Below are 25,697 nucleotides of genomic sequence, written 5' to 3' on the forward strand. Positions count from 1 at the left end.
ATATGGCGGAATGCCTTTTCCCCACGAACAGTAACGGGCCGGTTGCAACCTGCCCGTTGATATTGTGGGGAGAGAGCATTTATTCCGTCATTGCGTAGCGAAAAATTAAAACATCTTCAGTGGTGTTTTCTTTCCAGCGCACCGGCACGCTATTGCCAGCACCCTGGGAAACCAGCCACTGCGAGTAGGCACCTTCCAGTACATAAGCACTGGCCCGGCGCCATTGCGCTTCATCGCGGGATTCCGGAGCATGCGGCCAGGCACAATGAATCAAAATCAGTTCGCGTTGTGCTGGTGCCATTTTTACAAAGCCCCAGTTGAACAGTTCCAACACATGGTTAATGTGTTGTTCCAGTTCATTCACCGTGTTTGACGGGTCAATGGGATACCATTGCGCCAGCATGCCGCCAATACGGCGCAGCGTGTCCGGGTCTTTATCCTGCTGGCTGTTGGTAAATTCGTTAAAGAACAGATACACCAGGTCGTGCCAGCCAGCCTGATAGTTACGTTGTAAATAGGTATCCTGATTGCTAAACATGTTTATATCCCACCGATTAATTGTCTTGATCGACATAATATTTGAAGTAAATCAGGGCCTTGCCTTCGTTATAACTGCCGAAGGTGTCATACCCCAGGTTTGCGCCCAGCGCGATGTTGTCATTCAGGCGATAACGGGCGTCCACACCAAGGGTGTAGCCGATACCGTTTTTCGCGGTTGCTTTGTAAACGCTGTCCACATCGTCATCTGAACTGGCATAGCTATCGAGCGTTGACTGCAGGCTGCTGTGGCCTGGGTAGTAATCACTCTGATCCTGTTTATAAGACTGGTAGCCGACAGAGCCACTCAGTGTCATGTCCCAGTCACCCCAGTGGCGGCTGAAGGTCACAGGTAATGTCAGCGACATATAATCCTGCGGGCTGAAATAACCGCCCTGGCCGGTGGTGTAGTAACTGAGGTTGCGCTGGAAATCCATGTAGTTAACGTTTACGCCCATACGCAATTCGCTTTCTGGCGTTTGATACAGGCGAATGTAGCTACCTGCCATCGCGTTAACGGAATGGTTGGTGGGAACATTGGTGCCCAGGTAAGTATCAAAGCCCAGTTTGGTGTACAGACCGACCAAATCGTTATCCCAGGCATACTGAGCAGAGACACCGTTACGGGTAATGGCACCCCATTTTTCGCCAGTGGTTTTGTCTTTGGCACCCACGTAAGACAGCAGGCTGTCTGTAACTGCGCGGCGTTCGGCTTTCAGATCCAGTGAACTGTTTTCAGTCAGTTGCGGCTTCCACTCCACCCCGCCGACCAGGCGCGTCATCTGGCCGCCAGTTGGTGTGCTGCCCACATCCAGTTTGTAGCTGTCACCGCTCAGGGCTAAGTGGGTTTCCACCCCGTTAGCCTGTTGGCTGCCCTGGCTGTCTGCGTTGGTAGACGCGGTGCTGGTTGATGTGGCTGCCGCCAGTTTTTCCGCATGGCTGATAGCACCAGAACCAAAGCGGTTAGCCGATTCCCCTGACATCTCCCCGGCATTCAGGGTGACCGGTGCGACATCCAGGCTCAGGCGGGCATTGCTGTCGCCCAGCGTGCCGGAAACGGTCATTGGGGCTTTAACTTCGGTTAGCTCGCCCAGCCCGGCTTCACCGTTACGGGAGCGAATAGATACGGCACCACCAGCCCAGGTTGCGGTTTTCTCTTGCAAGTTCCGCATCATGCTATTGATGTCGTTCAGTGCAGTGAGTTGGGTTTGCTCAGTAGGCGACGGTATCGACAGCACGCTGTTGATGGCATTGTCGTTACTGTCGACATCTGTAGACTGAATACGCCAGCGAGCAGTACGTAACAAGGACATCGCCTGTTGGTTCTCACCCTGTGCAGCCGCAACATGAGCGGCAAGCAACAGATAATCGGTGTTCTGGTTCGGTTCCAGTTGGGAGAAGTATTGCTTCGCTTTATCGCTGTCGTTGCGTGCCAGTGACAACCAAACTTCGCCAGTCAGCGCCTGCCTGTCCTGCGGGGATTTACGCAGCACATACTGGTAGATTTCATCGGCTTTATCAGTCATGTGGTCTGCCTGATAAATCCGTGCAACTGTCAGCAGCAAGTCAGTGTTGGTTGGGTTATTGCGCAGGGCTGGCATCACCAGATCCCAGGCGGCGCGGATTTTATTGTGCGCCCGCAGGGTATCTGCCTGAGTTATCAGGTTGGCCAGGCGGATACGGTCTATCTCTTCCTGGCTGGAGGCGTTCTGCAATGCCGGGGCGTTAAGCACACTTTCGGCTTCGGCGAACAACCCAGCCTGGTTGAGGACGCGAATCTGGCTGGCGTAATCAGCCAGTGAACCGTGTAACCCCTGTGCCTGGCTGTTGCGAACCAGTGCCAGAGCGTCCGCGTTGTCGCCAGCCTGCATTAATAATTCGGCGAGGCGGCCCGCATCCACCGGTGTTTGTGGCGGCGTTCTGGAGAGCATACGCAGGCTGTTAAGTGCCGCAGCGCGGTTGCCCTGTTTAATATAGTTCTGGGCAATATCCAGTTGGCGGTTCAGCAGAATGCGGCTGTTGAGCGCCCGCATATCATCACTGAAGTTGGTACTGGGTACCCGTGACATCAGGCTTTGGGCTTTGGACCAGTTGTCATCTTCAACAAAATAGACCGCCGACGCATACAGTGCATCGTTATGCTGGGTTGCTGTCAGGCCGCTTTGTTGTGGCAGGGCAGACATAATTACTGCCGCACGTTGCTTTTCACCACTTTGGCGTAACAGGCGGGCGTAATCGAGCTTAAGCCAGGCATTTTGTGGGTATTTCGCCACCGCAGCCTGCAAAATTTGCATTGCTTTGGAGGTATTTCCCCCTTTTATTGCTGCTTCGGCGGCTTTACGCTGTTCGTCGCCGTTATCACCCCAACTGGCATAACGGGTACGCAAGCTGGCGGGCAGGGTACGCAGAATTTGCGCGGCTTCAGTTTCTTTATGCTCTTGTTTGAGGATCCAGAACAGGCTGGTGCGCGCGGTGGTGTTCTGTGGGCGTTCAGCCAGTAACTGGCGATAAACCTGCTCAGAATCAGACAGTTTTCCCTGGCGGCGGTAAATATCCGCACGCTGCATGTCGGCGGCCTGGCGCTGGTCAGCTGATGTGCCCTGGGCATTGTCCAGTTGGCTTAATGCTTCGGCATACTGCCCTTTTTGTGTCATTGAACGGGCCGAGTTCAGCGCGCCATAAAAATGGGCGTTGTCTGCGTCTTTGGTCCACTGAGCACCATTGGTGTTACCTGTATCTTGTGCTGAAGCCTGGCGCAGTAATGTTTCTGCCTGGGTAAAATTCCCATGGCGTAACGCGACATAACCCAGCCCTGCCAGCGCATTGCTGTCTTTGGGCTGTGTTTTGAGCACTTCATCGAATTTTGTTTTTGCTGTGCTCAGGTCGCCGCCGTTCAGCGCATCAAATGCTGCTTTGGTTGCCCCGCCATCCACACTTTTACGGTAGTGGTCCATAGGGGCGGTGTCATCCGGATGGCGGCTGGCATAAGCGGTGTATACAGGCAAATCCGTTGCTTTTGGGTTTAGCCAGAGCAATGCCTGTTGCAAGGCTTTATCGGCAATCTTGTTATCCGGTGCCAGCGTAGATAGCATGGCAATGCCTTCGCGGCGCCCGCTTTCTTGCCAGGTTAATGCGGAACCCAGAGCCAGCTGCGTGGCAGCGTCTCCTGGCAGCATATGTGCCCGGCGGCGCAGGCCATCAACACCCTGTTGCCAGGTGTCACTGTCGCCTGCCAGCGTCTGGTAATACTCCAGCGCCAGTTCATCAGGCGGTGGGTTGCCGTGTAACAGAGTGCGGTATGTGGCAATCGCTTCTTTGATATGCCCGCTGCGCGCCAGATCCCGGGCGGTATTCAACTGCCCGCGGGAGATGGTTTGCATGGAGTTGGCACCATCCAGTGACGCCAGATGCGGGTCATCCGGGGAGATGTCACTGATTTTTTTGCGCCAGATAGCGGCCTGTTGCGTATTGCCGCTTTGCATCTGGTACAGCGCCATCAGGTACATGGCATCAATATTGTGGTTATCCACCGCCAGCACTTTCTGCAGTGCTTCCATTGCCATGTCATCATGGGCTTTGCTGTGCCAGTAACTGGCCTGAGTCAGAAGCTTTTTCACCGCATCATCGTTGGCTGAACCGGGTTTGTCATCCGCAGCATTGCCTGACGCCGTATTATCTGACGCGGTATTACCAGGTTGTGTATTGCTGGCCGCACCCGCAGGGTAACTGGCACCGACCAGACACAACAGAGCAAAGGCGTGTGTCAGTTGTTTCTTATTCATGTTTCGATGTTCCGTGCAGGCGTTGGTGAGCGTGTCGTTTCAGCCACTGGTACAGCAAGGTGCTGGACAGTAGCGCAATCAGGCAGACAATCAGGGCCAGGTAGAAAATATGCTGGCTGGCGTACCACAGCACGCGCATCCACACAGGCAAATCGCCAGTGATGAACTGCTTGCCAACACGCCAGGTTTTGACATCGCCTGCACCTGTCACGGCGGTGAAATCACCAGATGCTACGGACTGGAATCCTTGCCGGGTCATATCCACAGGAAGTTGTTGCAACCCTTGCGGGCTGGTCGCTGTTGCCAGCACGACCACGCGTTTTGCGTTCCAGGGTGAACGCAAGCTGATAAACCCACGCCAGGCACTGTTGTCAGCCAGAAAACTGGCAGCATCGGTATAGCTTCTTCCCCAGTCACCGGTAAGCAGTGAAATCAGGCGGCTGGCGGCATTGGGCGTATCGACTTCCAGCGTGTTTTCGTTCAGAGAGAACAAGCTGCCCTGTAACAATGGGTTGATTAAATCGCCATTTTTCAGGCTACTGATTGCCAGAATGTCGCTATCAGCCAGGCGCTGCTGGCCACCATCCTGCTGAGGAATGCCGGTGTAGATCTGCACAAAATTGGCAGCAACACCGGTATCTCGGCCAGATTGCGCCATCAAATCCATTAGCAGAGTTGCATCTTCTGAACTGGGGTGAGCCGGCAGTAAAACCGCAGTCTGCGCCAGGTCAGCATGGCGAGTGAACGGGAACATCGAGCTGGTGAACCAGGCAAGGTTAGGTAGCTGCCCAAAGTGCCAGGCATGGGTGAAATCGAGTGTAGAGTCACCACTCACCTTGCTTTGAATACTGCTATCCGCCATAGCGCTGCAGGGCGCATTTTTCCGCACGGCAGTACCAAACCAGAACCCCAGTTGGTTATTCCCAAATATGGTTTTCGGGTCGATATTGACGGTGGCATTTTGTTGGCGGTTGGATAAACCCAGCATATCCATCACGGGGGTAAAAATACCGCCACGGCTGGCTGGTAAACGTTTAAGAAACTCACCATTGATACTGACATTCAGGAACGAATGCTGGTCATCAATCCATGTTTTCTGCGCGAAGCTGTAATTCATATGCAGAGGTATGGAAGTGCCATCCCACATAAACAAGTCTGGAGCGGTGCGGAATGAAAGTTGGTTTGTACCATGCCAAACCCCATGAGCCACCAACTCACCGCCGTTTGCTTCCAGGGCGCTGAGTTTCACTGGGTGTTGGGTGTTTACCCAACGCGGCGCATCGTAAGCCTGGCGCTGGGTAAGCGTAATGGCTGGCACTTGCAGGTTGTCGCTGTCGGGCAACCCTGGTTGGGTTAAGCGCCACGCCGCCTGGCGTAGTTCGGCTGCATTACGGCCGCTGACCACCAACAGTTTATATGCCGGGTTTAGTGGGTTATCAATAACCTGTAGTTCTGAGCCACCGTTGTCAGCAATAACGACCGGGCCAATATGGTCGCCAGGTTTGCCAAACAGAATTCCGTTGCCTGGGGGCAGTTCATTGTATTTGGCCGCAAACTGGGTGCCTTTTTCGCTGTTCATCACGCCAAACTGCGAAGCGACAATCGCTGATGCGGTCAACAGTGAGGCATCCGGATTTTCCGGAAATGCCACGTTTAACGAGGCACTCTGCATCTGCTTAACATCAAGGAAGGGGCGCGGGAAGGTGCTCAGGTTTTTACGCACATCCAGCCACAAGCCCTGGTAGTTCAGCGCGGAAGACGGCATCAGGGTAACCCGGTAATTCGCTGGCAGTTCGCGCTGGCAGCTCCAGGTGTCGTTAATAATATCGTCCCCGGTTTTCAACTGAAAACTGAGGTTGTTATGGGAGGCAATCATGGATGACGGAATATCCAGGTTCCAGAAGCCCTTACTTTGCTGGAGCTGATCCAGTGGTATGGCACCCAGAGGCTGGCCATTCAGCATTAATTGCAGGTTTTCGCCCGGTACATTAACCGCGCTCAGTTGCAGGTTAAGGTTGAGGTGCGCATCAGTAATCACCAAATCACCCGGCAGGGTAAACGATAACCCGTTCTGCAACTGTTGGCCGGAAATCATCAGGCCAGTGGTTGCTCCCATATCTTTAAAGCTGATGGTATTAGTAACATTCTGGTTGCTGTTGTTTGCCGCAGTGATACTGGCAACGTCAGTCGTTGGTTTATTACCCTGCACACTAACTGGCAGGGGCAAATCCGGTAGTGCATCTGTTTCATTCTGCAGTGCAGCGAAACTGGCCTGGCTTACGGCGCATAACAGGCAGGTTGCCAGAAGCGGGCGTTTAAATCGCATCGTTAACCTCTGCCTGTTTTTTAGGAACTTCCGCCATCCGGGTATTAAACCCGGCACTGCGTTTTTTACGGCCAAAGAACAATTCCCATACACATCGCAAAATGCTCAGGAAAGAGGCGAGCGGGCGGTCTGGCGCATGAGGTGGTTTAAACCAGGCGTCAGCGCGGGATAACACAACACGCACCAGTTTGCGGCGTTCATTGAGGGGGAAGTTATCGAACTCCATGCGCAATTCGCCCACACCTGTGCCAGTTGTACGCAGTGGAATATGCGCCACTTCGCCACCCAGGCCGAGTTCCAGCATGACTGCGCTTTTGTGGGCAAGGTCGTGGCCTTTAACCAGAGCCACACGTGCACCACCCATGGAAACATCGAGCGTGTGTGTATCCATGGTTGAACCATCGGAAAAACGTACTCGAGTGGGGAGTTTTGCCGAAATTCGAATGGTTTTACGTACCTGTTTGGTCTCTTTGGCTACAGCAATAGAAGCCAGCAGAGTGATGGTACTGAAGGTGCCCCAAATAATGTTGAACAGGATAACCCAGGCATCGATGCCCGCGTAGAAACCCATGTAGTAGCGCACGCCTACCCAAATCATGCTGCCAACCATCAACAACGCGGTGATGATAAGCGGGCGTACAGTGGTGGCATCGAAATAGTCTTTATCCAGCAGGTCGCCTTTGTCGGTAACGTTAAATTTCCCCAGTTTGGGTGCAATCATGGTTACCAGTGTGGGCAGTATCAGGTGGAACGCCATCACGGTTTCATAGATTTCCCCCCAGAATGCGTAACGATAGCGACCGGTGATTTTAGAGTTCACATAAGTGGATAAAATCAGGTGCGGCAACGCATAGGAGAAGATCAGCGTGGCGGAAGACGAAATAATATTCAGGTTAAACAGCATGAACACCAGTGGCGCGGTCAGGAAGATGACTCGCGGCAGGCCGTACTGAAAGTGCAGCATTGCGTTCAGGTAGCACAGGCGTTGAGTGAACTTCAGCCCACGGCCCAGCATTGGGTTATCTACCCGGAAGATCTGGGTCATGCCGCGGGCCCAACGGATACGCTGGTTAACATGCAATGCCAGGCGTTCAGTGGCCAGACCGGCGGCCAGCGGAATATCCAGGAACGCAGTGTTCCAGCCACGGCGCTGAAGCTTCAGTGCGGTGTGGGCATCTTCTGTGACGGTTTCTACCGCAAACCCACCCACTTCATTTAACGCATCACGGCGAATTACCGCACAGGAACCACAAAAGAAGGTGGCGTTCCAGTTGTCGTTGCCTTGTTGTACCGGGCCATAAAACAGTGCGCCTTCATGGGGAACATTTTTGGCTGGAGTCAGGTTACGTTCAAAAGGATCCGGCGAGTAGAAATAGTGCGGCGTTTGAATCAGCGCCAGTTTCTCATCCTGGAAGAAGGCACCAACGGTGGCTTGCAGGAAGACACGGGTTGCCACGTGGTCGCAGTCAAATACGCAAATCAGTTCACCACGGGTGAGTGTCATCGCATGGTTAAGGTTGCCTGCTTTGGCATGGCTGTGCTCGCTACGAATAATGTAACCGACGCCTGCCTCTGCGGCGAAATCGCGGAATTCGTCACGTTGGCCATCATCCAGAATATAGACGCTGACTTTATCTTTCGGGTATTCAATGCATTGTGCTGCCAGAACGGTATCACGCACCACATCCAGGCTTTCATTATAGGTGGGGACGTAAATATCGACGGTAGGCCAGGTGCTTTTGTCGGCTGGCATTGGCGCAATAGGGCGCTTTAGGGGCCAGGACATCTGAATATAGCCCAGCACTAAAATTGTCCATGAATAAATTTCTGCTAAAAATAATAATGAACCCAACACCATTTCAATGTTGGAGTCAAAATGTAGCGTTGTTGTTGCACGCCACCAAATATAGCGAGTTGACATTAATAAAGAAAACACCAGCATGGTTAAAACGGCTTTTTTGTTTTTAAATCGGCCGATAATAAATACTGCCACAATGACAGCCATGCCAAAGATGTACTGCTTATTACTGTTCATTGGTGTAAATACAACCAATAGCGATAGTGCCAGTAACAATAATGTAAGAATAAATCTCAGTATTTTTCGCATATTTCTTATCTTGAACAGGAAAATGAGCAGGATTTTCCAGCCAGTGCCTGTAAACCGGCGACCCCAAAAAATATTACCTGCCAGTTAAATTCTGGCGATGAAATCAGACAAGCATGCAAATCAATAGCCGGTATAAATGATACTGGCCTGGTTATATTCTGGCTGTTAAGCCGATATTGCTAAATATGATATGTTCTGTTATTTGCCTATGACGGCGAATAAGATATCCAGACGTACCGGGTTTTCTTCGCGTGCGCTGGTTGCTGGTCGGGTCATTTGGGCAACGCTATCCATAATACCGGAAGCCAGGGAGTTGCCCCGGCTGCTGTGCACGGGTGTTACCGGTGCAGCCTGGAGTTCGGCCAGTTTATGTTTTGCTTTGCTGACAGGCGCTGCGTTATTCAAATTAGTACTCTCCAGACGGTTGATAGATTTAACATTATCAGGCGCTGTGCTATGAGTGACCGGAGTGGATTCATGAGTTACGGTTACATCTTCTTCTGTGTCATCGGTCTGGACATCATCCATTTGCTGGAAGGCAACGCCGGACATTTGCAGCTTTGCTGTCAAAGAACTGAGATCGTCATACATAATCGTGTCTGGCCCTAATATAAAGAACGTTGTGTGGTTTTCGTCTTCTTTCTTACCCGCCTGTGTACTGCGAGCGGTAGCATTACCTTTTCATTATTTATTCAATAAAAAAGTAATGAAATTTGTTCATATCCGACGAATTGAGAATTTCCTTATATACTGTGTGTGAGGCAGGTACAGGTCAAGTGAGTGTATCGATAAATCAAAAATGATTTATTTGATCTGTCTATGAATAATTAAAACTTTCTCTATGAATACTGGGAGGAGTTGCCCGCCAGGCCTCATGTGGCACTGGCAAAGACAAAAAAGTTATTACGAGGAAGACTATAAATAAGAGTAGTTGATAGATAATAAATAACAAAAAAATTCATACTTCGTTCACAATCCATAGAGAGTTATCGGCAGGCATGAGTATCTCTTTATCAATAAATAAAAATGGATATATTGATACAATCTATAAGTAATGATCTTTACCAATATAATGTTGTTGGGATATTGAACAACCGATCGCTTTCTATTAGCATGAAGCCGATCTTTTCATCTAAGAAAAATAAATATGCATTCTGATAATGAGGTTTTCGGCTCTCAGAATATGCTTGCTGCGTTAGAGCATGTTCATGATGCTGTTGTGCTATTAGACAGTTCGCAAACAGTTATTTTCTTCAATCGTGCAGCAGAGAAGCTTTGGGGCTACCCTGGCGTTACCGTATTTGGCCGCCGGGCGGCAGAGATCCCGTTATTTTATACACCAGAACAAACAACGGAATCTCAGCAGACAACACAGTTGACGGTGATTACTGCAACGGGTGAGGAAAATGCGTTAAGTGCAACGATAAGTTATGCAGGTGGGTCAGGGAATGAAGCGCCGTGCATGATAGTTGTGCATGTCGACCAGGAAAAAATCACTCAGCTTTCTAATTTCGATCATCTGACCGGTCTGCCAAAACGCCGCGCACTGCATCAGTATATTGATACCCTGATTGCCGGAGATGAACACGCGCGTGCAGCGCTGTTTTTCCTCGATTTGGATCATTTTAAGGATGTAAATGACGCGCTTGGCTATGCGGCTGGCGACCAGGTGCTGGCTGAAATTGCCCGCCGCCTGAGTACTGAGTTTTCACGCCAGGCATTTGTCAGCCACGCCGACAGCGACTCCTTTGTGATGGTTATGCCGGATTGCGATGTTGCCAGAGCAACTGCGGTTGCGCAGAAAATCCAGGCATTGTTCCGCATTCCATTTAATGTGGCCGATATGGCTCTTAACGTTACCGTCAGTACCGGTGTGAGCCTGTACCCTGAACATGGCGTCGAGCGGGATATGCTGCTCAAACAGGCTAACCATGCATCTCACCAGGCTAAAGCGGCGGCTTCCGGCGGCTATATGTTCTTCCACAGTGAAATGAACCAGGTGGACCAGGAGCGGCTGAAACTGGCTGCGGCACTGAAACTGGCGATTGCCGGTAATCATCTGCACCTGCATTACCAGCCACAAGTGTGGCTGAAAAATGGTGAGCTTTATGGCGTGGAAGCGCTGGCCCGCTGGACCGACCCTGTGTTGGGCGATATTCCCCCAGGAAAATTTATCGCGCTGGCAGAAGAGACGGGCGAAATTGAAGCGATTGGCCGCTGGACACTCCATGAAGCTTGCCGCCAGATGGCGGAGTGGCGTAATAACAAAATCATGGTGCCTGTGGTGTCTGTGAATTTGTCGCCAATTAACTTTTATAACAGCAGCCTGCCGCAATACATTGGCTACCTGTTGCGCCAGTTCCGTATTCCACCAGATTGCCTGACCATTGAAATCACCGAGGGGGTGATGATGGACAAGCGCCCGGAAACCATGGAAGTGATTTGCGCGGTTCGCGAGCTGGGTGTGGGCCTGTCGATGGACGACTTTGGTACCGGCTTCTCTTGCCTGTCTCGCCTGGCGCACTTGCCAATGACGGAACTGAAAATCGACCAAAGTTTTATGCGTGATTTAAATGATGGCAGCAAAATGAAAGCCATTGCCACGACAGTAGTTAAAATCGGCCAGAGCCTGCAACAAACGGTGGTAGCGGAAGGGGTGGAAACTGAGCAGCAGCGCAGCCAGTTGTGTGAGCTGCAATGCGATATCGCTCAGGGGTATTTATATTCCCGCCCACTTAATGCATCTGCCCTTGCTGTCTGGTTGATGAGCAGCCAGCCGCGGATTGAAGTGGTGGTGTAACTGGAATAAGTTTTTTAGCGGTCACATTTAACAGGGGGCGTGATGCTCCCTGTGGTGCAGAATAACGGGCCTTCAGCCCGTTTGAGTCTGTTGACAAACCTCATGTCCGCACAAAATGAGAGGATGTCACCCAATAAAAAACCAGGAAAATCAATTCATTGATTTTCGGCTGCTCACCAAAAAGAAGGAAAAACCACGCTTTTCCCTTCTTTTTCATCAATCTGAACGGGCTTTCAGCCCGCTTATTAATATGCCCTTCTCTGGATGGAAACAGGATTTAGTTATACTCCACTGTCACTAAATACACATTTTCTGCGGCCTGCTGGTAAGAAATCGCCTTCACCAGTGGCGACAGCGTGGGCCGCCATGTTTGATCATGCATGGAAAAAGTTTGCTGAACTTTGTGGGTGTTATCTGCACAACGCAGGTTTACGGATCTTTCTACAGATGAGTTTTCGAGATTGCATGACGGGTTCACGATACTTCCGCGAAACGTGATGGTTCCGCCCTGGGGTTGTGAGGCAAGTAAACAAGGGGAAAACAGAAGTGCTGAGCTCAGCACCACAGGTATTATGCGTTTCATCATGGATACCTCGGTTAGCGACGCATGGCGTCAGTCACTTTGAGTGTATGCAGTGGGTGAAAAGCTGTTGCGAAGAATAAAGGTTTTTTTGTGGGCTATTTCTGCATTTTTGGCTGTGCAGTATTAACAAAAAGACCACGCCAGCGGTGGGGCCAGCGTGTGGGAAAAATTAGCTAATTAGCTTTAACCCCAGTGCAATAAGTAAAAAAACAACCATAGCCCAAAGCATATGCTTGCCTGAGCGGTAAACCGGATTATTATCGGTCGTTTTTTCCTGCGTGTTGTTTATGCTCATATTTATTATCGACAGTAGTGGTAATCTTTCGCCAGTCAATAAAAACGGCGAAGCTATGTGCACAGAACCAACCGTGTATATCCCAGTGTAAAAAAATAAAATGTAGTCAAACGAAGGAATAACCTCGTTTTATTCGCATCCTTTGCGTGTAACCCACGATTTCTGTGGCCGTGAGAGCCTTGTTTTCCTGGGTTACAGGTATAAACAAGCCTACTCTAAACAAGCTGCATGACGAACGAGTGACAAAATAATGACGACTCAGAAATACTGAGTATTAAATTCATTGCGAATGCAAAATTAATATACATGAAAAAAATGAAAATAAAATGTCTATAAAAGAAGATGTTGAATAAATAGTGGCTATCTATAACTGGTATTTGCTTAAGAGAAACTATCAATAAATATCGGCGTAATTTATTTATTATTAATATGCGTTTCAGTATGGCTAATGACTGGCATGGTCATTCAGTGAATGAAAGCCCTGGTTCATAGGAGGATGCACTAAAGCACGTTATGATGGGGTGATTACCGGAATCCGCCAGAGGAAACAAAATGTCGGCTATATGGGTGGATGCAGATGCGTGTCCCAATGTGATTAAAGAAGTGCTGTTTCGTGCCGCAGAGCGAGCGCAGGTTCCCTTAACTCTGGTGGCAAACCAGATGTTGCGGGTTCCCCCTTCACGGTTTATTCGCACCATGCGGGTCGCCAGTGGTTTTGATGTGGCAGATAACGAGATTGTGCGCCTGGTCGAGGATGGTGACCTGGTGATTACCAGCGATATTCCCCTGGCCGCAGAGGTTTTGGCGAAAAACGCCTGGGTGGTAACTCCGCGCGGCGAACGTTACACCGAAGAGACGATTCGTGAACGCCTTACAATACGTGATTTTATGGATACATTGCGTGCCAGCGGTATTCAAACAGGTGGCCCGGCGGCACTGAACCAGAAAGACCGGCAGCAGTTTGCCAGTGAACTTGAACGCTGGTTGCGGGAAAGAGCACGTTGATGGGTGGGGAAAGACGGTAAGCGTAGAGCTAACCAAAAGCGACTGGCGGGAAACAGGGCGGGCAGCAGGGTGGCCCCTGCCGCGCCCGGAATAACTTATTTGCTCAGTTCTGCAGTCATATGAACCTGGTTACCGGCATAGGCTTCGGTGATGTGGTAATCAGCACCAGCCTGTTTTGCCTGAGCGGCGATTTGTGCTTCTGCGCCATCTAAAGTGGATGCTGTTGCACTTACGGTTTGTGCGAAAGCACCGAAAGACATAACAGAAAGAGCGGCAACTGCAACGAAAGTTTTGATAGATTTCATGGTCGTATTCCTTAATGATTTGTTTGTTAGTAAGGCGTGTTGCCTTGATGTGATAAATCATAGACCCGTCATGCATTGATAAAAAGCTGAACAATTTGTTCATCTCTTTCTAATATTTTGAATGATAATGTGGCGGCGCTAAAAATAAGCACACTGCTATGCTGTGTGTGCCGGGAACAGTACCCTTGTGCCCTTTCCCTGAGAGGTTTTCATGAAAAAAATAACAGGCATCGCTGCCTGCCTGGTGTTATTCAGTGCAATGCAGGCGCAGGCCGATGAACCCTTACCCCCGGCGGTGGCGCATATTGCCAGCCAGGGCATTACGATTATCAAGAAAATCAAAGGGCCTGGCGGTATGCAAGGCTGGCTGGGGCAATATCAGGGCGTGGGCGTCACCATTTATCTGACACCTGACGGCAAGCATGCAATTTCCGGGTATCTGTATGACGAAAATGGCAAAAACCTGAGTGAGGAATTATTTAAGCAGGAACTGTATATTCCCCAGGGCCGCGCACTGTGGAAGAAAATGGTACAAGGCCCGGTTATTAAATCTGGCCGGGATGATGCGCCACGCAAACTGGTGGTGTTCGCCGACCCATTCTGCCCTTATTGCATGCGCTTTCATGCCGCAGCACAACCCTGGGTGGATGCCGGGAAAGTACAGATTTATACCCGCCTGGTGGCGGTACTTAACCCGCAAAGTGGGCGCTATGCCGCGGCTATTCTTAATGCATCTGACCCGGCAAAAGCCTGGGATAGCTGGGAACAATCCGGTGGGAAAAAACCGCCTGCACTGGTAGAAAAGACGCCGCACAGTACCGTACAGGAATTGCAGCTTAACCAGCAATTGATGGATGAAGCAGGCGCGAACGCAACACCCGCTATTTATTACCTCAACCAGGATAACGTATTACAACAAGTGGTGGGGATGCCGGATGACCAACAAATGGCGGCAATGTTTGGACCGAAGTAACCAGGCTGGCAAGCTACACCCAGGAGTGGGGTAGCTTGCCGGTTATGCTAATCAGGCACCGTGGCGCACAAAGGCTTTCGGCCCGGCAAACTGTGCAGCCTCACCCAGCATTTGCTCAATACGCATCAACTGGTTGTATTTTTCCACACGTTCACCACGGCACGGAGCACCTGTTTTCAGGTGGCCGGCACGCAGCGCCACAGTCATATCAGCAATAAAGCTGTCGGCAGTTTCCCCGCTACGGTGGGAGATGAATGTCCCCCAACCATGTTGCTGGCAAAGTGCAACAGCATCAAAGGTTTCACTGAGCGAACCAATTTGGTTGAGCTTAATCAGTGCGGCATTCGCCACATTTTCTTCTATACCGCGCTGAATGTATTTCACGTTGGTGACGAACAGGTCATCGCCCACCAGTTCTATCTGTTTGCCAAGGCGGGCGTTCAGGTGTTGCCAGCCGCTCCAGTCATCTTCAGCCAGGCCATCTTCCAGTAATACAATGGGGAACTGCCCCAGCAATTCAGCGTAGTAATCTGTCATTTCTGCGGCGGTAAGCGCACTGTGTTCAGTACGCAGGTGATATTTCCCATCGGCATAAAATTCGCTGGATGCCGGATCCATACAAATACTGATATCTTCACCGGGGCGATAGCCCGCTTTTTCGATTGCCTGCACAATCAGTTCCAGTGGCTGACGGTTCGAAGAAACGGCTGGTGCAAACCCACCTTCATCACCCACCGCGGCAGACAGGTTGTTATCCAGCAATATTTGGCGCAGAGCCTGGTAAACTTCGCTCCCCTGGCGCACGGCCTCGGTAAGACTTGGTGCGCCAAGAGGCGCAATCATAAACTCCTGGAAATCTGCCCCCTGGTTACGGGCATGCACCCCGCCATTAATGATATTCATGCAAGGCACTGGCAACAGATTGGCACGGGCACCCCCCAGGTAGCGGAACAATGGCTGGCGGGTGGAAAGTGCGCCCAGGCGGGCAACGGCCAGGGAAACCCCTAAAATCGCATTCGCACCCAGTTTGCTTTTATTGTCGCTGCCATCCAGTGCCAGCAAGGTGTTATCCACCAGGCGTTGATCGCAAACCTGCAGGCCAGCCAGGGCTGCATTGATTTCGTTATTCACGGAAGCCACGGCACCCAACACGCCTTTGCCGTTGTAACGGGTTTTATCGCCATCGCGGCGTTCAATGGCTTCCCTGGAGCCGGTGCTGGCTCCGGAAGGTACGGAAGCGCGTGCCATCAGGCCTTCGCTGCTGAATGCCTCAACTTCCACTGTTGGGTTACCCCGTGAGTCGAGAATTTCACGTGCGATAACTTTCTCAATTGTTGTACTCATAATCTTTCCTCGTAGTCAGTTTGACTTACAGATGCCGGATAAGAACGTCGACATTTAGTTGGTTGATATAGGTCATTGAGTGGGATGTCAGCAGCCCTAAAAAACGATTACGGTGCCCGGCAATAACCAGGTCCGCACCCTGCCGGGAGAGGCAAGCCTGCAAATCTTTTATGCCCAGCGTCACCAGTTCACAGGTGTCTATATCTACTGCCGCTGTGTTATCGAGTTCACTGAATATTTCGCTGAACATGGCTTTCGCGCCGATAACCTCCTGTGAAACTGTGTCGTCCATCATGCTGTCGGAGACAAAATTCAGCTCACGGTAGTCATCGCTCAGGTGAGCAACCGTCACTTTTAGTTGCCATTCACTGGCCAGTACCAGTGCATGGTTCAGCAGCGGTATTCCATCTTCTTTGCCATGGATCAGTACCACTACGTGGTTATATCCAGTCATAGTTTTCCTCCAGATAGCGTGAGTTGATTTTCCAGCCAGGGAAGCAGTTGTTTTTTCCTGCTAAGCATGCCTGGAATGGTGCAAGGTTTCGCGCCAGGTAAGGCGGAGCCTACAAAGTGGAGGCAGGATGCTGGCTGGCTGATATCGGTAAGCATCAGTACCACCAGGTCGGCATGCTGGCTTGATTGCAGACGGGCCATTTCGGCCCGAAGAGCGGGTAGCAACGGGGTAGCCTGGTCGATATCCGCCAGCTCCAGTTGGGCAACCCAGACTTGGGTGCTTGAGAAGTCAAAGCGCTTAAGGTCTTTGCGTAACAGTGTTTCTGCGTCCAGCCCCGCAATATCGGTTTTGGCCCGCAGCAATTCTTTGGCAAATTGCTGTGTGTCCACACCGGCGCGCAGGTTAAGCACCTCTGCCGCATTGCGGTCATCCTGGGTGGTGGTTGGCGAGCGTAACGCCACGGTATCGCTGAAAATCGCACCCAACAAGAGTGTGCATTCTGCGGAGGTTAACGCCTGGCGCTGCTCAGGCAACATTATCTGCCACAACACAGTAGCAGTGCTGCCTACGGGTTTAATCCACACTTCCGGGGGAAGCGATGTCACCAGCCCACCCAGGCGGTGGTGGTCAACAATTCCGATGATATTGCTGCCGCTCAACGTTTCTGGGCCTTGTGCCAACTCTGTGAAATCCACCAACCAGACAGCCTGATTTTCCAGTGAAATATCAAGCAATGGCGGCGGCTCCAGCCCAGCCCGGTCGAAAATAAACTGTGTTTCGCGGTTCAGTGCCCCGGCGCGCCAGGCCTGGGCTTTACGCCCTTGCCGTGCCAGCCATTTGGCGGTCACCCACGCGCTGCATATGGCATCGCTATCGGGATTAAGGTGGCCAACAACCTGTATCATAATGAGTTCCTGAAATCAGGAAGTATGCCGGGCGGGGAAAGCAGGAAATAAAGACCAGCCTGACATACCTCTTGTGGAAATAAGAGTTACGCCAGGCGTCATCAGCCCCCAAAATAGGGCGGTTGGATAAGGTGGAACGCCATCACCTTGTATTTTGCAGTGTGGGTCTCATGCCGAATTTTTGCAACCCCGTAACCAGGGGGAATCTGTTACGGGGTGTTAAAAGGAAAAATAAGTGTATTCCCTTGGGTACCAGGGCAAATCTGACAGCAACAAAACCAAGTTTTGTTCAGGATTTTATCAACTCACTGTATTTTATTAAATTAATCTAATAGGCCTTATAAATAGCAATGATTTAATGTGAGATAAATCACAAAAATATGATCCGAAATAGCGCCCTGAAAATGTGACCCCTTCGAAGTTGCCCTCCTGATTATTTTCATATGATAAAGCTCAAGTTGTACATGATTGTCCATAGACAACTCTGAATGTTCAGGTGCGCGCCATGAAAACGTTAAGTAAGAGTTCACAAATCCCGCTTTATCAGCAAGTGATCGAGTGGATCAGGGAAAGTATCTATAGCGGAGAGTTAGTTGAGGATGACCGCATTCCTTCTGAATTCCAGATAATGGATATGCTGGAAGTTAGCCGGGGAACGGTAAAAAAAGCGGTTGAGCAGCTGGTAAAAGAAGGCGTGTTGGTGCAGGTGCAGGGGAAAGGCACTTTTGTGAAGAAAGAGAATGTGGCTTACCCCCTTGGTGAAGGATTATTGTCATTCGCTGAAGCGCTGGAAAGCCAGAAAATCAAATTCACCACCAGTGTTATTACTGCCCGGCTTGAGCCTGCCAACCGCCATGTGGCAGAAAAACTGAAAATTAAACCAGGGCAGGATGTGCTCTTTCTTGAACGCCTGCGGTCAATCGGCGATGAAAAAGTAATGCTGATTGAGAACAGAATTAATATTGAGCTGTGTCCGGGGATAACAGATATTGATTTTACCAAAGAGAATCTGTTCCCAACTATCGAAAGGTTATCTGGTAATAAGATTAAATTTTCTGAAAGTCGCTATGCAGCCAGATTAATTGGTAACGAGCGTGGGAACTATCTGGATATTAGTGAAGATGCTCCGGTATTACATTTGGAACAATTGGTTTTCTTTTCCAGAGGGCTACCAGTTGAGTTTGGTAATGTATGGCTGAAGGGTAATAAATATTATCTTGGGACTATTTTGCAACGCCGTGATGGTAAATAACGCAACGAGGGGATTATGCAGGATATTAATTTTCGCCGTCATTATGTTCGACATATTCAGAAGGGCTTAAGCCAGGAAGATATTATTAAAAAACTGGCCAGCCCGCTGATTAATGATGGCATGGTCGTCACCGATTTTGCTGACCATGTACTGGCTCGTGAGAATAATTTCCCCACAGGGCTACCGGTTGAACCTGTTGGTGTGGCAATCCCCCATACTGACCACAAGCATGTGCGCCACAATGCTATTAGTGTTGGCATATTACCAGAGCCTGTGATGTTTGAAGATATGGGGGGCGAACCAGAGCCCGTGCCAGTAAGAGTGATTTTTATGCTGGCACTGGGTGAAAGTAACAAACAGCTTAATGTATTGGGCTGGATTATGGATGTTATCCAGGATAGTGAATTCATGCAGAAGTTGCTGGTCATGAATGATGATGAAATTTATCAATCTATTCACAACAAAATGACTGAAAGAGGTGAGTTATGAGCCAGATGATATTATTTGTTTGTGCCACGGGTATCGCGACATCAACCGCGGTAACTGAAAAAGTCATGGAGTATTGTAAAGAGCATGGCTTTAACCCCAGTTATTCGCAAACGAACGTTGCGTCACTACCTAATAATACGGAAGGTGTGACCGTTGTGGTGTCTACGACTAAAGTGCCTTATGAACTGGATATTCCTGTAGTGAATGGATTACCAATTATTACCGGTGTAGGTGAGGAGAAGGTACTCGAGAGAATTATATCCATTCTTAAAGAACAGGCTTGATCATCATAAATATAATTTTCAGTTAATATTCCCAGGCGCTAAGGCGAGGTCTGGCTGTGTCTGAAAGAGAGAGCTGATATGAATGAATTAGCACATACTCTGTATACTGTAGTGCAATATATACTGGGGTTTGGGCCAACAGTATTATTGCCACTCGTTCTGTTTATTCTGGCGCTGTGTTTTAAAGTAAAACCAGGAAAAGCACTGCGTTCATCATTAATTGTCGGTATTGGTTTTGTGGGTATTTATGCCATTTTCGACATTCTTACCAGCAATGTTGGCCCGGCCGCTCAGGCGATGGTTGAAAGAACGGGTATCAGCCTGCCTGTTGTTGACCTTGGCTGGCCACCACTGGCGGCGATCACTTGGGGGTCTCCTGTTGCTCCCTTTGTTATTCCGTTAACCATTCTGATTAATGTTGCGATGCTGGCGTTGAATAAAACCCGGACAGTCGATGTTGATATGTGGAACTACTGGCATTTCGCGCTGGCCGGTACTCTGGTTTACTACAGCACAGGTAGTTTTGTGCTGGGGCTGATTGCCGCAGCGGTGGCAGCCATTGTGGTTCTGAAACTGGCTGACTGGTCAGCACCACTGGTAGCTAAATATTTTGGTCTGGAAGGTATTTCACTGCCAACATTATCTTCTGTGGTGTTTTTTCCCATTGGTTTGTTGTTTGACAAGATCATTGAGAATATCCCAGGCCTGAACCGTATCCACATTGATCCGGAGAGTGTGCAGAAAAAACTCGGGATCTGCGGCGAACCGATGATGGTAGGGACGATCCTGGGATTACTGTTGGGTGTTATTGCCGGGTATGATTTTAAACATATTCTGCTACTGGGTATCAGCATTGGCGGCGTGATGTTTATTCTCCCGCGCATGGTGCGTATTCTGATGGAAGGGTTACTGCCTTTATCTGAAGCCATCAAAAAATACCTGAACACGAAATATCCTGATCGTGATGATTTGTATATCGGGCTGGACATTGCTGTCGCAGTAGGTAACCCGGCGATTATTTCTACAGCATTAATTTTGACCCCTATTTCTGTCTTTATTGCCTTTATTCTGCCGGGTAACAAAGTTCTACCCTTGGGTGACCTGGCGAACCTTGCAGTTATGGCTTCCATGATTGTACTGGCCTGCCGTGGAAATATATTCCGTGCAGTAATTACCGCTATACCGGTCATAGTGGCAGATTTATGGATTGCCTCAAAAATTGCCCCTTTTATTACCGGGATGGCAAAAGACGTTAACTTTAAATTCGCAGAAGGCTCCAGCGGGCAGGTTTCCAGTTTCCTCGATGGCGGCAACCCTTTCCGCTTCTGGCTACTGGAAATATTCAACGGCAATATCATTGCCATTGGCCTGATTCCAGTTGTGGCTCTGGTGATTTATGGCGTGTTTCGCCTGACAAAAGGAACGGTCTATGCCTGATTATAACGCAGCGCTTGTCATCGATATTGGTACAACCAACTGTAAAGTCAGCTGTTATTCTTGTCATGACGCCTCAGTTCTGGATGTTCGCAAGTTTCCGACACCCAAGTTTGTGTCTGAAAGGGGCGAGGTTGATTTCGATTTTGAAGCGCTGTGGCAGGCATTACTGTGTGTGATGGCGGAATTGGCTGCCACATCGCCTTACCCGGTGACAAATATCAGTATTGCAAGCTTTGGTGAATCGGGGGTGTTTATTGATGATGCTGGCAACATTTTAACGCCAATGCTCGCCTGGTATGACCGTCGTGGCGAAGCGTATCTGGGCACGCTAAGCCCGGCAGAAAACCGGCGGCTTTATGAAATAACTGGCCTGCCGCCCCACAGTAATTATTCAGCCTTCAAAATTCGTTGGTTGTTAGACAACTACCCATTACGGGGCCGGAAAGATATCTGTTGGCTGCATATGCCGGAAGTGCTGCTCTGGCGCCTGACCGGGCAAAGAAAGACTGATATTACGCTTGCCAGCCGCACGTTGTGCCTGGATGTTTCGTCCAAAAATTGGTCCAGGGAGGCCGCCAGTATTCTGGGGGTGCCTTTTGAAGCCTTTGCCCCACTTATCCGGGCAGGTGAACCTGGTGGGCAAGTGACATCTGCAATCTGTAGCCAGTTGGGCATTGAGGGAGACATCTCTGTCACTCTGGCCGGGCATGACCATATGGTTGGTGCACGAGCTTTGCAGATGAAACCCGGTGAAGTGCTCAATTCAACAGGCACGACTGAGGGGATTTTGGTGCTCAGGGCGCAACCGGCGCTGGGTGAACTCGCAGAGCGAGATGACCTGGCGAATGGTTGTTATTCAGATGGTGAGTTGTATACGTTATTTGCGTCGTTACCGGTTGGCGGGTATGCACTGGAATGGTTAAGAAAAACATTTCGCTTAACAGAGGAAGAAATTGATACAGCGCTAAAACAGGCCTGGGAACGCTATCAGCAATCCTCATGGTCAGCGGATTCAGTACCGGTATTTATTCCACACTTGCGTGGTTCTGGTTCGCCCAATAAAAATCGCCACACGCGCGGGTTACTTTTTGGGCTCACAGATTCATTGCCAGTGATAACGTTAGTTGAGAGCGTCTTTATAGGCCTGGTGATGGAGCTTGCTCAGTGTTATGAGTGCTTTTGTGTACCCACCAACAGTACAGTCAAAGTCATTGGCCCGGCGGTGAATAACCCTTTCTGGTTGCAGTTAAAAGCAGATACGTTGCAGTGTACCGTCGAGGCTATTGCTTTTGATGAATCGGTATCTGTTGGCGCGTTATTAATTGCCCGTCCCGAACTATATTTACCCACTGTACCTGTTGCAGCCAGGTATATGCCAGATGCAACTCGTGTGAGCCAATTGAAAATATATCGCCAGCAGTGGAATGAATTTTGTCGGTTTAAATTATTACAGGAGGGTATTTCGCCTGATTGATAAATATCAGGACATAGTGAACGCCATTATTATCCATTTATATTGCCAAAATATCAGGAGTCAATATGCCTTTAGTTAATGGTAAGATTTTGCTCGACCGTATTCAGGAAAAACATGTGCTGGCGGGGGCATTTAACACAACTAATCTGGAAACGACAATCTCTATTTTGAATGCAATAGAGCGTTCCGGACTACCGAATTTCATCCAGATTGCGCCAACTAATGCGCAATTGTCGGGGTATAGTTATATTTATGAAATTGTGAAGCGCCATGCCGATAAAATGGATGTACCAGTCAGCCTGCATTTGGATCACGGGAAAACACTGGATGATGTCAAACAAGCAGTCAGAGCGGGATTCACTTCAGTGATGATTGATGGCGCAGCGCTGCCCTTTGAAGACAATATTGCATTTACTCAGGAAGCAGTGGATTTTTGTAAATCCTTCGGTGTACCCGTTGAAGCTGAACTGGGTGCGATTTTGGGTAAAGAGGATGACCATGTCAGTGAGGCTGACTGCAAAACGGAGCCAGAAAAGGTCAGACGTTTTGTGGAAGAAACAGGTTGCGATATGTTGGCGGTTTCTATTGGTAATGTGCACGGGCTGGATGATATACCTCGTATAGATATTCCGTTATTACAGCGTATTGCTGCAGTATCTCCTGTGCCGTTAGTTATCCATGGCGGCTCTGGTATTGATGCCGATATTCTACGCAGCTTTGTTAATTACAATGTCGTTAAAGTGAATATCGCCAGTGATTTGCGTAAAGCTTTTATTACCACGGTCGGCAAAGCTTGGGTGGAAAATAATAATGAGGCTAATCTTGCTCGGGTTATGTCTCATGCCAAACAAGCCGTAGAAGACGATGTTTACGCAAAAATTTTAATGATGAATAAATTGCATCCGGCATTACGCAAAGCATCGTAAGGAGGTTTAACGTGATTAAACAATCTGTCCGCGTAATAAATAGTACAGGGTTGCACGCCAGGCCCGCAGCAACTCTTGCTAAAATCGTCAAAAAATATCAGGCATCACTCGTTTTAGTAAATAATGGGCGGGAAATTCCGGTTAAAGGGATGATGAGTATTCTGGGGGCTGGGGTGAAAGGAAATACAATGATTGACCTGATTTGCGATGGGCAGGATGAGCAGGCATTTATGAGCGAACTCACTCGGGCATTTGGCGAAGGGTTTGGCGAGCATTAATCGTACCGAATGAATATCAGGCAATGACCTTAGCAGCAAAGAAGATAACCAAGGTATTCTTTGCTGCCGGTTTTGTGCTGCGCCCTGCCTTGCGGTTCTGGTGTTTACGATTCAGGCAACCGCAGGCGCAGTGGTGCAGGGTACGGGGCGAAATACTTCTGGGTAGATAAATAGTCGTCCGGGTATTCGGCCAGGTAATGCTGCAACAAAGTCAGTGGCGCAAGAATCGGCAGTTGCCCGCTGCGGTATTCAATAATCACGTTTCTCAGCTCTGCCCTCTGGCGGGCATTGAGCTGTTTGCGGAAATAGCCCTGAATATGCATCAGCACATTGGTGTGGTTGCGCCGTGTGGCCGGGTGGCTCAATAACGCCATTAATTTCTCACGGTAGGCAGTAAAAAAGGCCCCGAGATCGTCCCATTCGTGCAAATGGGCAACAAAACGCCCCAGCTCGCGATACCCAGGCTGGTGGTGCGCCAGTAACAGCAGTTTATAGCGGCTGTGGAATTCAAGCAGGCTCTGGCGAGTCAGGCCAGTGGCGTACACCTGGTTGAGTTCATGCAGGGCATAAATACGCAGCACGAAATTCTCTCGGAGCATAGGGTCGTGCAGGCGGCCATCTTCTTCAACTGGCAGCCAGGGGTAACGGGCCATCAGTGTGGCGGTGAAGATACCGGTGCCCGCTTTTTTGCCGCGCTGGTTTGCTTCGTCGTACAGGCGTACCCGTTCCATACCGCAACTGGGGGATTTGGCGCAGACAATAAAACCACTTAACGTGCCGATATTGTTCACGTAGTTATCGGAAAATGCCTGCATTTTGTCAGTAATGTCTTCATGTGGTTCATTGCTGAAGCGCAGGCGGATACCGTTGTCAGTCGTGTTCACCAGGCGAAGCGCCGGGCGGGGCGAAGGAAGGCCAACGGCCATTTCCGGGCAAACCGGGCGGAATGTTACCCAGTTTGCCAGTTCATCCATCACGAAGGGCATCCGTTTATGGCCGCCATCAAAGCGCACGGTGTCACCGGTGAGGCAGGCACTGATACCAATTACAGGTTTGCTGTTCATCGTATATTCCTTGTTTTATGGCGCTTTTTTAGTAAAAAACAGCGTGACTGTTGCGGCGGTGAAGCCGAACTTGGTCAGAGTCGTTTTGTTAAACAAATGCCGGTCATCCTGCAGGTACATCCAGTCGTCGAAGCTGAGTAACCAGGTTTTCCCTTTCGACGTAACATTCATTTTATAGTGCCAGTTAAAGGCATTTCCCACCGCCTGCCCAACGGCAACACCTTCAATGTCGTTTGCCGTGCCGGTGTACTGGTTTGTGCCGGTACGGCGAATGTGCCAGATACGTTGTTGCTTCTCGCCGTCGTCATACACAAAGTGTTCATTAAGAGTGAGCGTCTCGCCAGTCACCTGGCCGGTGATTTCTACATGGAAACGGCGCAGTTGTTTACCGCTGCGGTCCTGTACCATTCCCCAGGCTTCGGTTTGCCCACTGAAATAGCTGAAAATATCCAGTGGGGGCTGTGTGCCCTGGTAATCATTCAGGGTGGTACTGCAACCGGTCAGCAGAGCAAATAATGCCAGCGCGGCACGTTTAAGGAGTGTCATGGTTTTTCTCCCATTAATTGCTGTCTTAAGTTGGGGTAAGCGGTGCGTGGGTCCAGCCAGATTGCCAGAAAGCGTTCGCTGAACAGGGAAGATTGCTGTGGCCCCAGCGGTGAAAAAGGGGAGGCTGAACCAGGGCGATACCAGAATTGCCCCTGGTGTTGTGTGGTAACAAACGCCAACTGGCTGCCGGGGGTGACATCAGGCCACAGTTGTTCCAGTGCCTGGAGCCACATTGTGCTTTGGGGTGTTTCCTGGAGAATGCCTAAGTCTTGCCACTGGTCGCGGGTGGCATCCACCAGATCGGTATGGTTAATTGCACGCTGGTAAGTGATAACCAGTGCCAGGTCGCTGCTCAGGCCGTTATAGCGGCCATCCGGTGACAGTAACCGGGCGTGGTACAGCGTAAACGGCCCCCAGGTGAACGTAGCCGCGCCAACGTTGCGCCAGCGCAGCCAGTCTGCGGCCTGGGTGACCACGGGCATCAGCAGGCTTGCCAGCAATGCCATAACACAGGCCAGCGTATTCAGCCGG

The 25,697-nt window shown here is 50.0% G+C and carries 23 protein-coding genes and 1 riboswitch; of the genes, 10 read left to right on the forward strand and 13 right to left on the reverse strand.

Features of this window, described 5'->3' with window-relative positions; translation table 11 throughout:
- Positions 1 to 79: 79 nt before the first annotated feature.
- The 5 genes from bcsD to LC084_RS19255 all read right to left on the reverse strand — a co-directional run bounded on the left by bcsD (position 80) and on the right by LC084_RS19255 (position 9,304).
- On the reverse strand, positions 80 to 538 hold the full coding sequence (gene bcsD / locus LC084_RS19235; protein ID WP_036116673.1) for a cellulose biosynthesis protein BcsD: 459 nt from the start codon (positions 536 to 538) through the stop codon (positions 80 to 82).
- A 16-nt stretch (positions 539 to 554) separates the two neighbouring features.
- Complete coding sequence (locus tag LC084_RS19240; RefSeq protein WP_226572958.1) at positions 555 to 4,319, reverse strand: cellulose biosynthesis protein BcsC; 3,765 nt, start codon at positions 4,317 to 4,319, stop codon at positions 555 to 557.
- Positions 4,312 to 6,645, reverse strand: coding sequence for a cellulose biosynthesis cyclic di-GMP-binding regulatory protein BcsB (locus tag LC084_RS19245; RefSeq protein WP_226572959.1), 2,334 nt, complete (start codon positions 6,643 to 6,645; stop codon positions 4,312 to 4,314). Before LC084_RS19245 ends, LC084_RS19240 begins: the two co-directional genes overlap by 8 nt.
- The gene (gene bcsA / locus LC084_RS19250) at positions 6,635 to 8,752 is read right to left on the reverse strand and encodes a UDP-forming cellulose synthase catalytic subunit (protein ID WP_226572960.1); all 2,118 of its coding nucleotides are present in this window, start codon (positions 8,750 to 8,752) and stop codon (positions 6,635 to 6,637) included. Before bcsA ends, LC084_RS19245 begins: the two co-directional genes overlap by 11 nt.
- A 198-nt stretch (positions 8,753 to 8,950) precedes the next feature.
- The gene (locus tag LC084_RS19255) at positions 8,951 to 9,304 is read right to left on the reverse strand and encodes a hypothetical protein (protein ID WP_226572961.1); all 354 of its coding nucleotides are present in this window, start codon (positions 9,302 to 9,304) and stop codon (positions 8,951 to 8,953) included.
- Positions 9,305 to 9,899: 595 nt separating this feature from the next.
- Between LC084_RS19255 and LC084_RS19260 the strand changes: the two genes are divergently transcribed.
- A complete protein-coding gene (locus LC084_RS19260) occupies positions 9,900 to 11,552 on the forward strand; it encodes a putative bifunctional diguanylate cyclase/phosphodiesterase (protein ID WP_226572962.1) in 1,653 nt (550 codons plus the stop codon).
- A gap of 277 nt (positions 11,553 to 11,829) precedes the next feature.
- Here LC084_RS19260 and LC084_RS19265 read toward each other — a convergent pair whose 3' ends face one another.
- Positions 11,830 to 12,138, reverse strand: a complete 309-nt coding sequence (locus LC084_RS19265; RefSeq protein WP_152552567.1) for a fimbrial protein — start codon at positions 12,136 to 12,138, stop codon at positions 11,830 to 11,832.
- 844 nt (positions 12,139 to 12,982) lie between these two features.
- Between LC084_RS19265 and LC084_RS19270 the strand changes: the two genes are divergently transcribed.
- On the forward strand, positions 12,983 to 13,435 hold the full coding sequence (locus LC084_RS19270; RefSeq protein ID WP_226572963.1) for a YaiI/YqxD family protein: 453 nt from the start codon (positions 12,983 to 12,985) through the stop codon (positions 13,433 to 13,435).
- Between the two features lie 95 nt (positions 13,436 to 13,530).
- Here the strand turns inward: LC084_RS19270 and LC084_RS19275 are convergent, their stop codons facing one another.
- Positions 13,531 to 13,740 carry a YdgH/BhsA/McbA-like domain containing protein gene (locus LC084_RS19275; protein ID WP_226572965.1) on the reverse strand — a complete coding sequence of 70 codons (210 nt, stop codon included), beginning with the start codon at positions 13,738 to 13,740 and terminating at the stop codon, positions 13,531 to 13,533.
- Between the two features lie 211 nt (positions 13,741 to 13,951).
- Between LC084_RS19275 and dsbG the strand changes: the two genes are divergently transcribed.
- Positions 13,952 to 14,713 (forward strand): thiol:disulfide interchange protein DsbG, encoded by a 762-nt coding sequence (dsbG, locus tag LC084_RS19280; RefSeq protein WP_226572967.1) that lies wholly within the window; start codon positions 13,952 to 13,954, stop codon positions 14,711 to 14,713.
- Positions 14,714 to 14,764: 51 nt separating this feature from the next.
- Here dsbG and eno read toward each other — a convergent pair whose 3' ends face one another.
- Genes eno through LC084_RS19295 form a run of 3 tightly spaced genes read right to left on the reverse strand, consistent with a single transcriptional unit; the run spans position 14,765 to position 17,416 of the window.
- Entirely contained in the window at positions 14,765 to 16,057 is a 1,293-nt protein-coding gene (gene eno / locus LC084_RS19285; RefSeq protein ID WP_226572968.1) for a phosphopyruvate hydratase, read from the reverse strand.
- A gap of 25 nt (positions 16,058 to 16,082) precedes the next feature.
- Entirely contained in the window at positions 16,083 to 16,511 is a 429-nt protein-coding gene (locus tag LC084_RS19290) for a universal stress protein (protein WP_226572969.1), read from the reverse strand.
- Positions 16,508 to 17,416 (reverse strand): manganese-dependent inorganic pyrophosphatase, encoded by a 909-nt coding sequence (locus tag LC084_RS19295; protein ID WP_226572970.1) that lies wholly within the window; start codon positions 17,414 to 17,416, stop codon positions 16,508 to 16,510. Before LC084_RS19295 ends, LC084_RS19290 begins: the two co-directional genes overlap by 4 nt.
- Before the next feature lie 85 nt (positions 17,417 to 17,501).
- Positions 17,502 to 17,572: riboswitch (Fluoride riboswitch) on the reverse strand.
- Between the two features lie 349 nt (positions 17,573 to 17,921).
- Here LC084_RS19295 and LC084_RS19300 point away from each other — a divergent pair.
- From LC084_RS19300 to LC084_RS19330, 7 genes are all read left to right on the forward strand, one after another.
- Positions 17,922 to 18,668 (forward strand): GntR family transcriptional regulator, encoded by a 747-nt coding sequence (locus tag LC084_RS19300; protein ID WP_226572971.1) that lies wholly within the window; start codon positions 17,922 to 17,924, stop codon positions 18,666 to 18,668.
- Positions 18,669 to 18,683: 15 nt separating this feature from the next.
- Positions 18,684 to 19,157, forward strand: coding sequence for a PTS sugar transporter subunit IIA (locus tag LC084_RS19305; RefSeq protein WP_226572973.1), 474 nt, complete (start codon positions 18,684 to 18,686; stop codon positions 19,155 to 19,157).
- Positions 19,154 to 19,441: a PTS sugar transporter subunit IIB gene (locus LC084_RS19310; protein WP_226572974.1), complete on the forward strand. Its 288-nt coding sequence runs from the start codon at positions 19,154 to 19,156 to the stop codon at positions 19,439 to 19,441. The genes LC084_RS19305 and LC084_RS19310 overlap by 4 nt, the downstream gene beginning before the upstream one ends.
- A 78-nt stretch (positions 19,442 to 19,519) precedes the next feature.
- Positions 19,520 to 20,878: a PTS galactitol transporter subunit IIC gene (locus LC084_RS19315; protein ID WP_226572978.1), complete on the forward strand. Its 1,359-nt coding sequence runs from the start codon at positions 19,520 to 19,522 to the stop codon at positions 20,876 to 20,878.
- On the forward strand, positions 20,871 to 22,352 hold the full coding sequence (locus LC084_RS19320; protein WP_226572979.1) for an FGGY-family carbohydrate kinase: 1,482 nt from the start codon (positions 20,871 to 20,873) through the stop codon (positions 22,350 to 22,352). The genes LC084_RS19315 and LC084_RS19320 overlap by 8 nt, the downstream gene beginning before the upstream one ends.
- 65 nt (positions 22,353 to 22,417) lie before the next feature.
- Positions 22,418 to 23,278, forward strand: a complete 861-nt coding sequence (locus LC084_RS19325; protein WP_226572980.1) for a class II aldolase — start codon at positions 22,418 to 22,420, stop codon at positions 23,276 to 23,278.
- Positions 23,279 to 23,289: 11 nt separating this feature from the next.
- The gene (locus tag LC084_RS19330; protein ID WP_226572981.1) at positions 23,290 to 23,556 is read left to right on the forward strand and encodes an HPr family phosphocarrier protein; all 267 of its coding nucleotides are present in this window, start codon (positions 23,290 to 23,292) and stop codon (positions 23,554 to 23,556) included.
- Positions 23,557 to 23,660: 104 nt separating this feature from the next.
- Here the strand turns inward: LC084_RS19330 and LC084_RS19335 are convergent, their stop codons facing one another.
- Genes LC084_RS19335 through LC084_RS19345 form a run of 3 tightly spaced genes read right to left on the reverse strand, consistent with a single transcriptional unit; the run spans position 23,661 to position 25,684 of the window.
- Complete coding sequence (locus LC084_RS19335) at positions 23,661 to 24,620, reverse strand: YbgA family protein (protein WP_226572982.1); 960 nt, start codon at positions 24,618 to 24,620, stop codon at positions 23,661 to 23,663.
- A 15-nt stretch (positions 24,621 to 24,635) separates the two neighbouring features.
- Complete coding sequence (locus LC084_RS19340; protein WP_226572984.1) at positions 24,636 to 25,166, reverse strand: DUF3833 domain-containing protein; 531 nt, start codon at positions 25,164 to 25,166, stop codon at positions 24,636 to 24,638.
- On the reverse strand, positions 25,163 to 25,684 hold the full coding sequence (locus LC084_RS19345; protein ID WP_404808765.1) for a hypothetical protein: 522 nt from the start codon (positions 25,682 to 25,684) through the stop codon (positions 25,163 to 25,165). Before LC084_RS19345 ends, LC084_RS19340 begins: the two co-directional genes overlap by 4 nt.
- Positions 25,685 to 25,697 lie beyond the last annotated feature (13 nt).

The sequence above is a fragment of the Mangrovibacter yixingensis genome, from assembly GCF_020523985.1.
GTDB lineage: Bacteria > Pseudomonadota > Gammaproteobacteria > Enterobacterales > Enterobacteriaceae > Mangrovibacter > Mangrovibacter yixingensis.

Bases quoted from the DNA above. Each gene is read 5' to 3' on its own strand.
- LC084_RS19245 (WP_226572959.1), bottom strand. From the start codon at position 6,645: ATGCGATTTAAACGCCCGCTTCTGGCAACCTGCCTGTTATGCGCCGTA.
- LC084_RS19255 (WP_226572961.1), bottom strand. From the start codon at position 9,304: ATGTCCGGCGTTGCCTTCCAGCAAATGGATGATGTCCAGACCGATGAC.
- LC084_RS19300 (WP_226572971.1), top strand. From the start codon at position 17,922: ATGAAAACGTTAAGTAAGAGTTCACAAATCCCGCTTTATCAGCAAGTG.
- bcsA (WP_226572960.1), bottom strand. From the start codon at position 8,752: ATGCGAAAAATACTGAGATTTATTCTTACATTATTGTTACTGGCACTA.
- LC084_RS19260 (WP_226572962.1), top strand. From the start codon at position 9,900: ATGCATTCTGATAATGAGGTTTTCGGCTCTCAGAATATGCTTGCTGCG.
- LC084_RS19325 (WP_226572980.1), top strand. From the start codon at position 22,418: ATGCCTTTAGTTAATGGTAAGATTTTGCTCGACCGTATTCAGGAAAAA.
- LC084_RS19240 (WP_226572958.1), bottom strand. From the start codon at position 4,319: ATGAATAAGAAACAACTGACACACGCCTTTGCTCTGTTGTGTCTGGTC.
- LC084_RS19315 (WP_226572978.1), top strand. From the start codon at position 19,520: ATGAATGAATTAGCACATACTCTGTATACTGTAGTGCAATATATACTG.
- LC084_RS19265 (WP_152552567.1), bottom strand. From the start codon at position 12,138: ATGATGAAACGCATAATACCTGTGGTGCTGAGCTCAGCACTTCTGTTT.
- eno (WP_226572968.1), bottom strand. From the start codon at position 16,057: ATGAGTACAACAATTGAGAAAGTTATCGCACGTGAAATTCTCGACTCA.
- LC084_RS19310 (WP_226572974.1), top strand. From the start codon at position 19,154: ATGAGCCAGATGATATTATTTGTTTGTGCCACGGGTATCGCGACATCA.
- LC084_RS19290 (WP_226572969.1), bottom strand. From the start codon at position 16,511: ATGACTGGATATAACCACGTAGTGGTACTGATCCATGGCAAAGAAGAT.
- LC084_RS19335 (WP_226572982.1), bottom strand. From the start codon at position 24,620: ATGAACAGCAAACCTGTAATTGGTATCAGTGCCTGCCTCACCGGTGAC.
- LC084_RS19340 (WP_226572984.1), bottom strand. From the start codon at position 25,166: ATGACACTCCTTAAACGTGCCGCGCTGGCATTATTTGCTCTGCTGACC.
- LC084_RS19275 (WP_226572965.1), bottom strand. From the start codon at position 13,740: ATGAAATCTATCAAAACTTTCGTTGCAGTTGCCGCTCTTTCTGTTATG.
- LC084_RS19295 (WP_226572970.1), bottom strand. From the start codon at position 17,416: ATGATACAGGTTGTTGGCCACCTTAATCCCGATAGCGATGCCATATGC.
- dsbG (WP_226572967.1), top strand. From the start codon at position 13,952: ATGAAAAAAATAACAGGCATCGCTGCCTGCCTGGTGTTATTCAGTGCA.
- LC084_RS19305 (WP_226572973.1), top strand. From the start codon at position 18,684: ATGCAGGATATTAATTTTCGCCGTCATTATGTTCGACATATTCAGAAG.
- LC084_RS19270 (WP_226572963.1), top strand. From the start codon at position 12,983: ATGTCGGCTATATGGGTGGATGCAGATGCGTGTCCCAATGTGATTAAA.
- LC084_RS19320 (WP_226572979.1), top strand. From the start codon at position 20,871: ATGCCTGATTATAACGCAGCGCTTGTCATCGATATTGGTACAACCAAC.
- bcsD (WP_036116673.1), bottom strand. From the start codon at position 538: ATGTTTAGCAATCAGGATACCTATTTACAACGTAACTATCAGGCTGGC.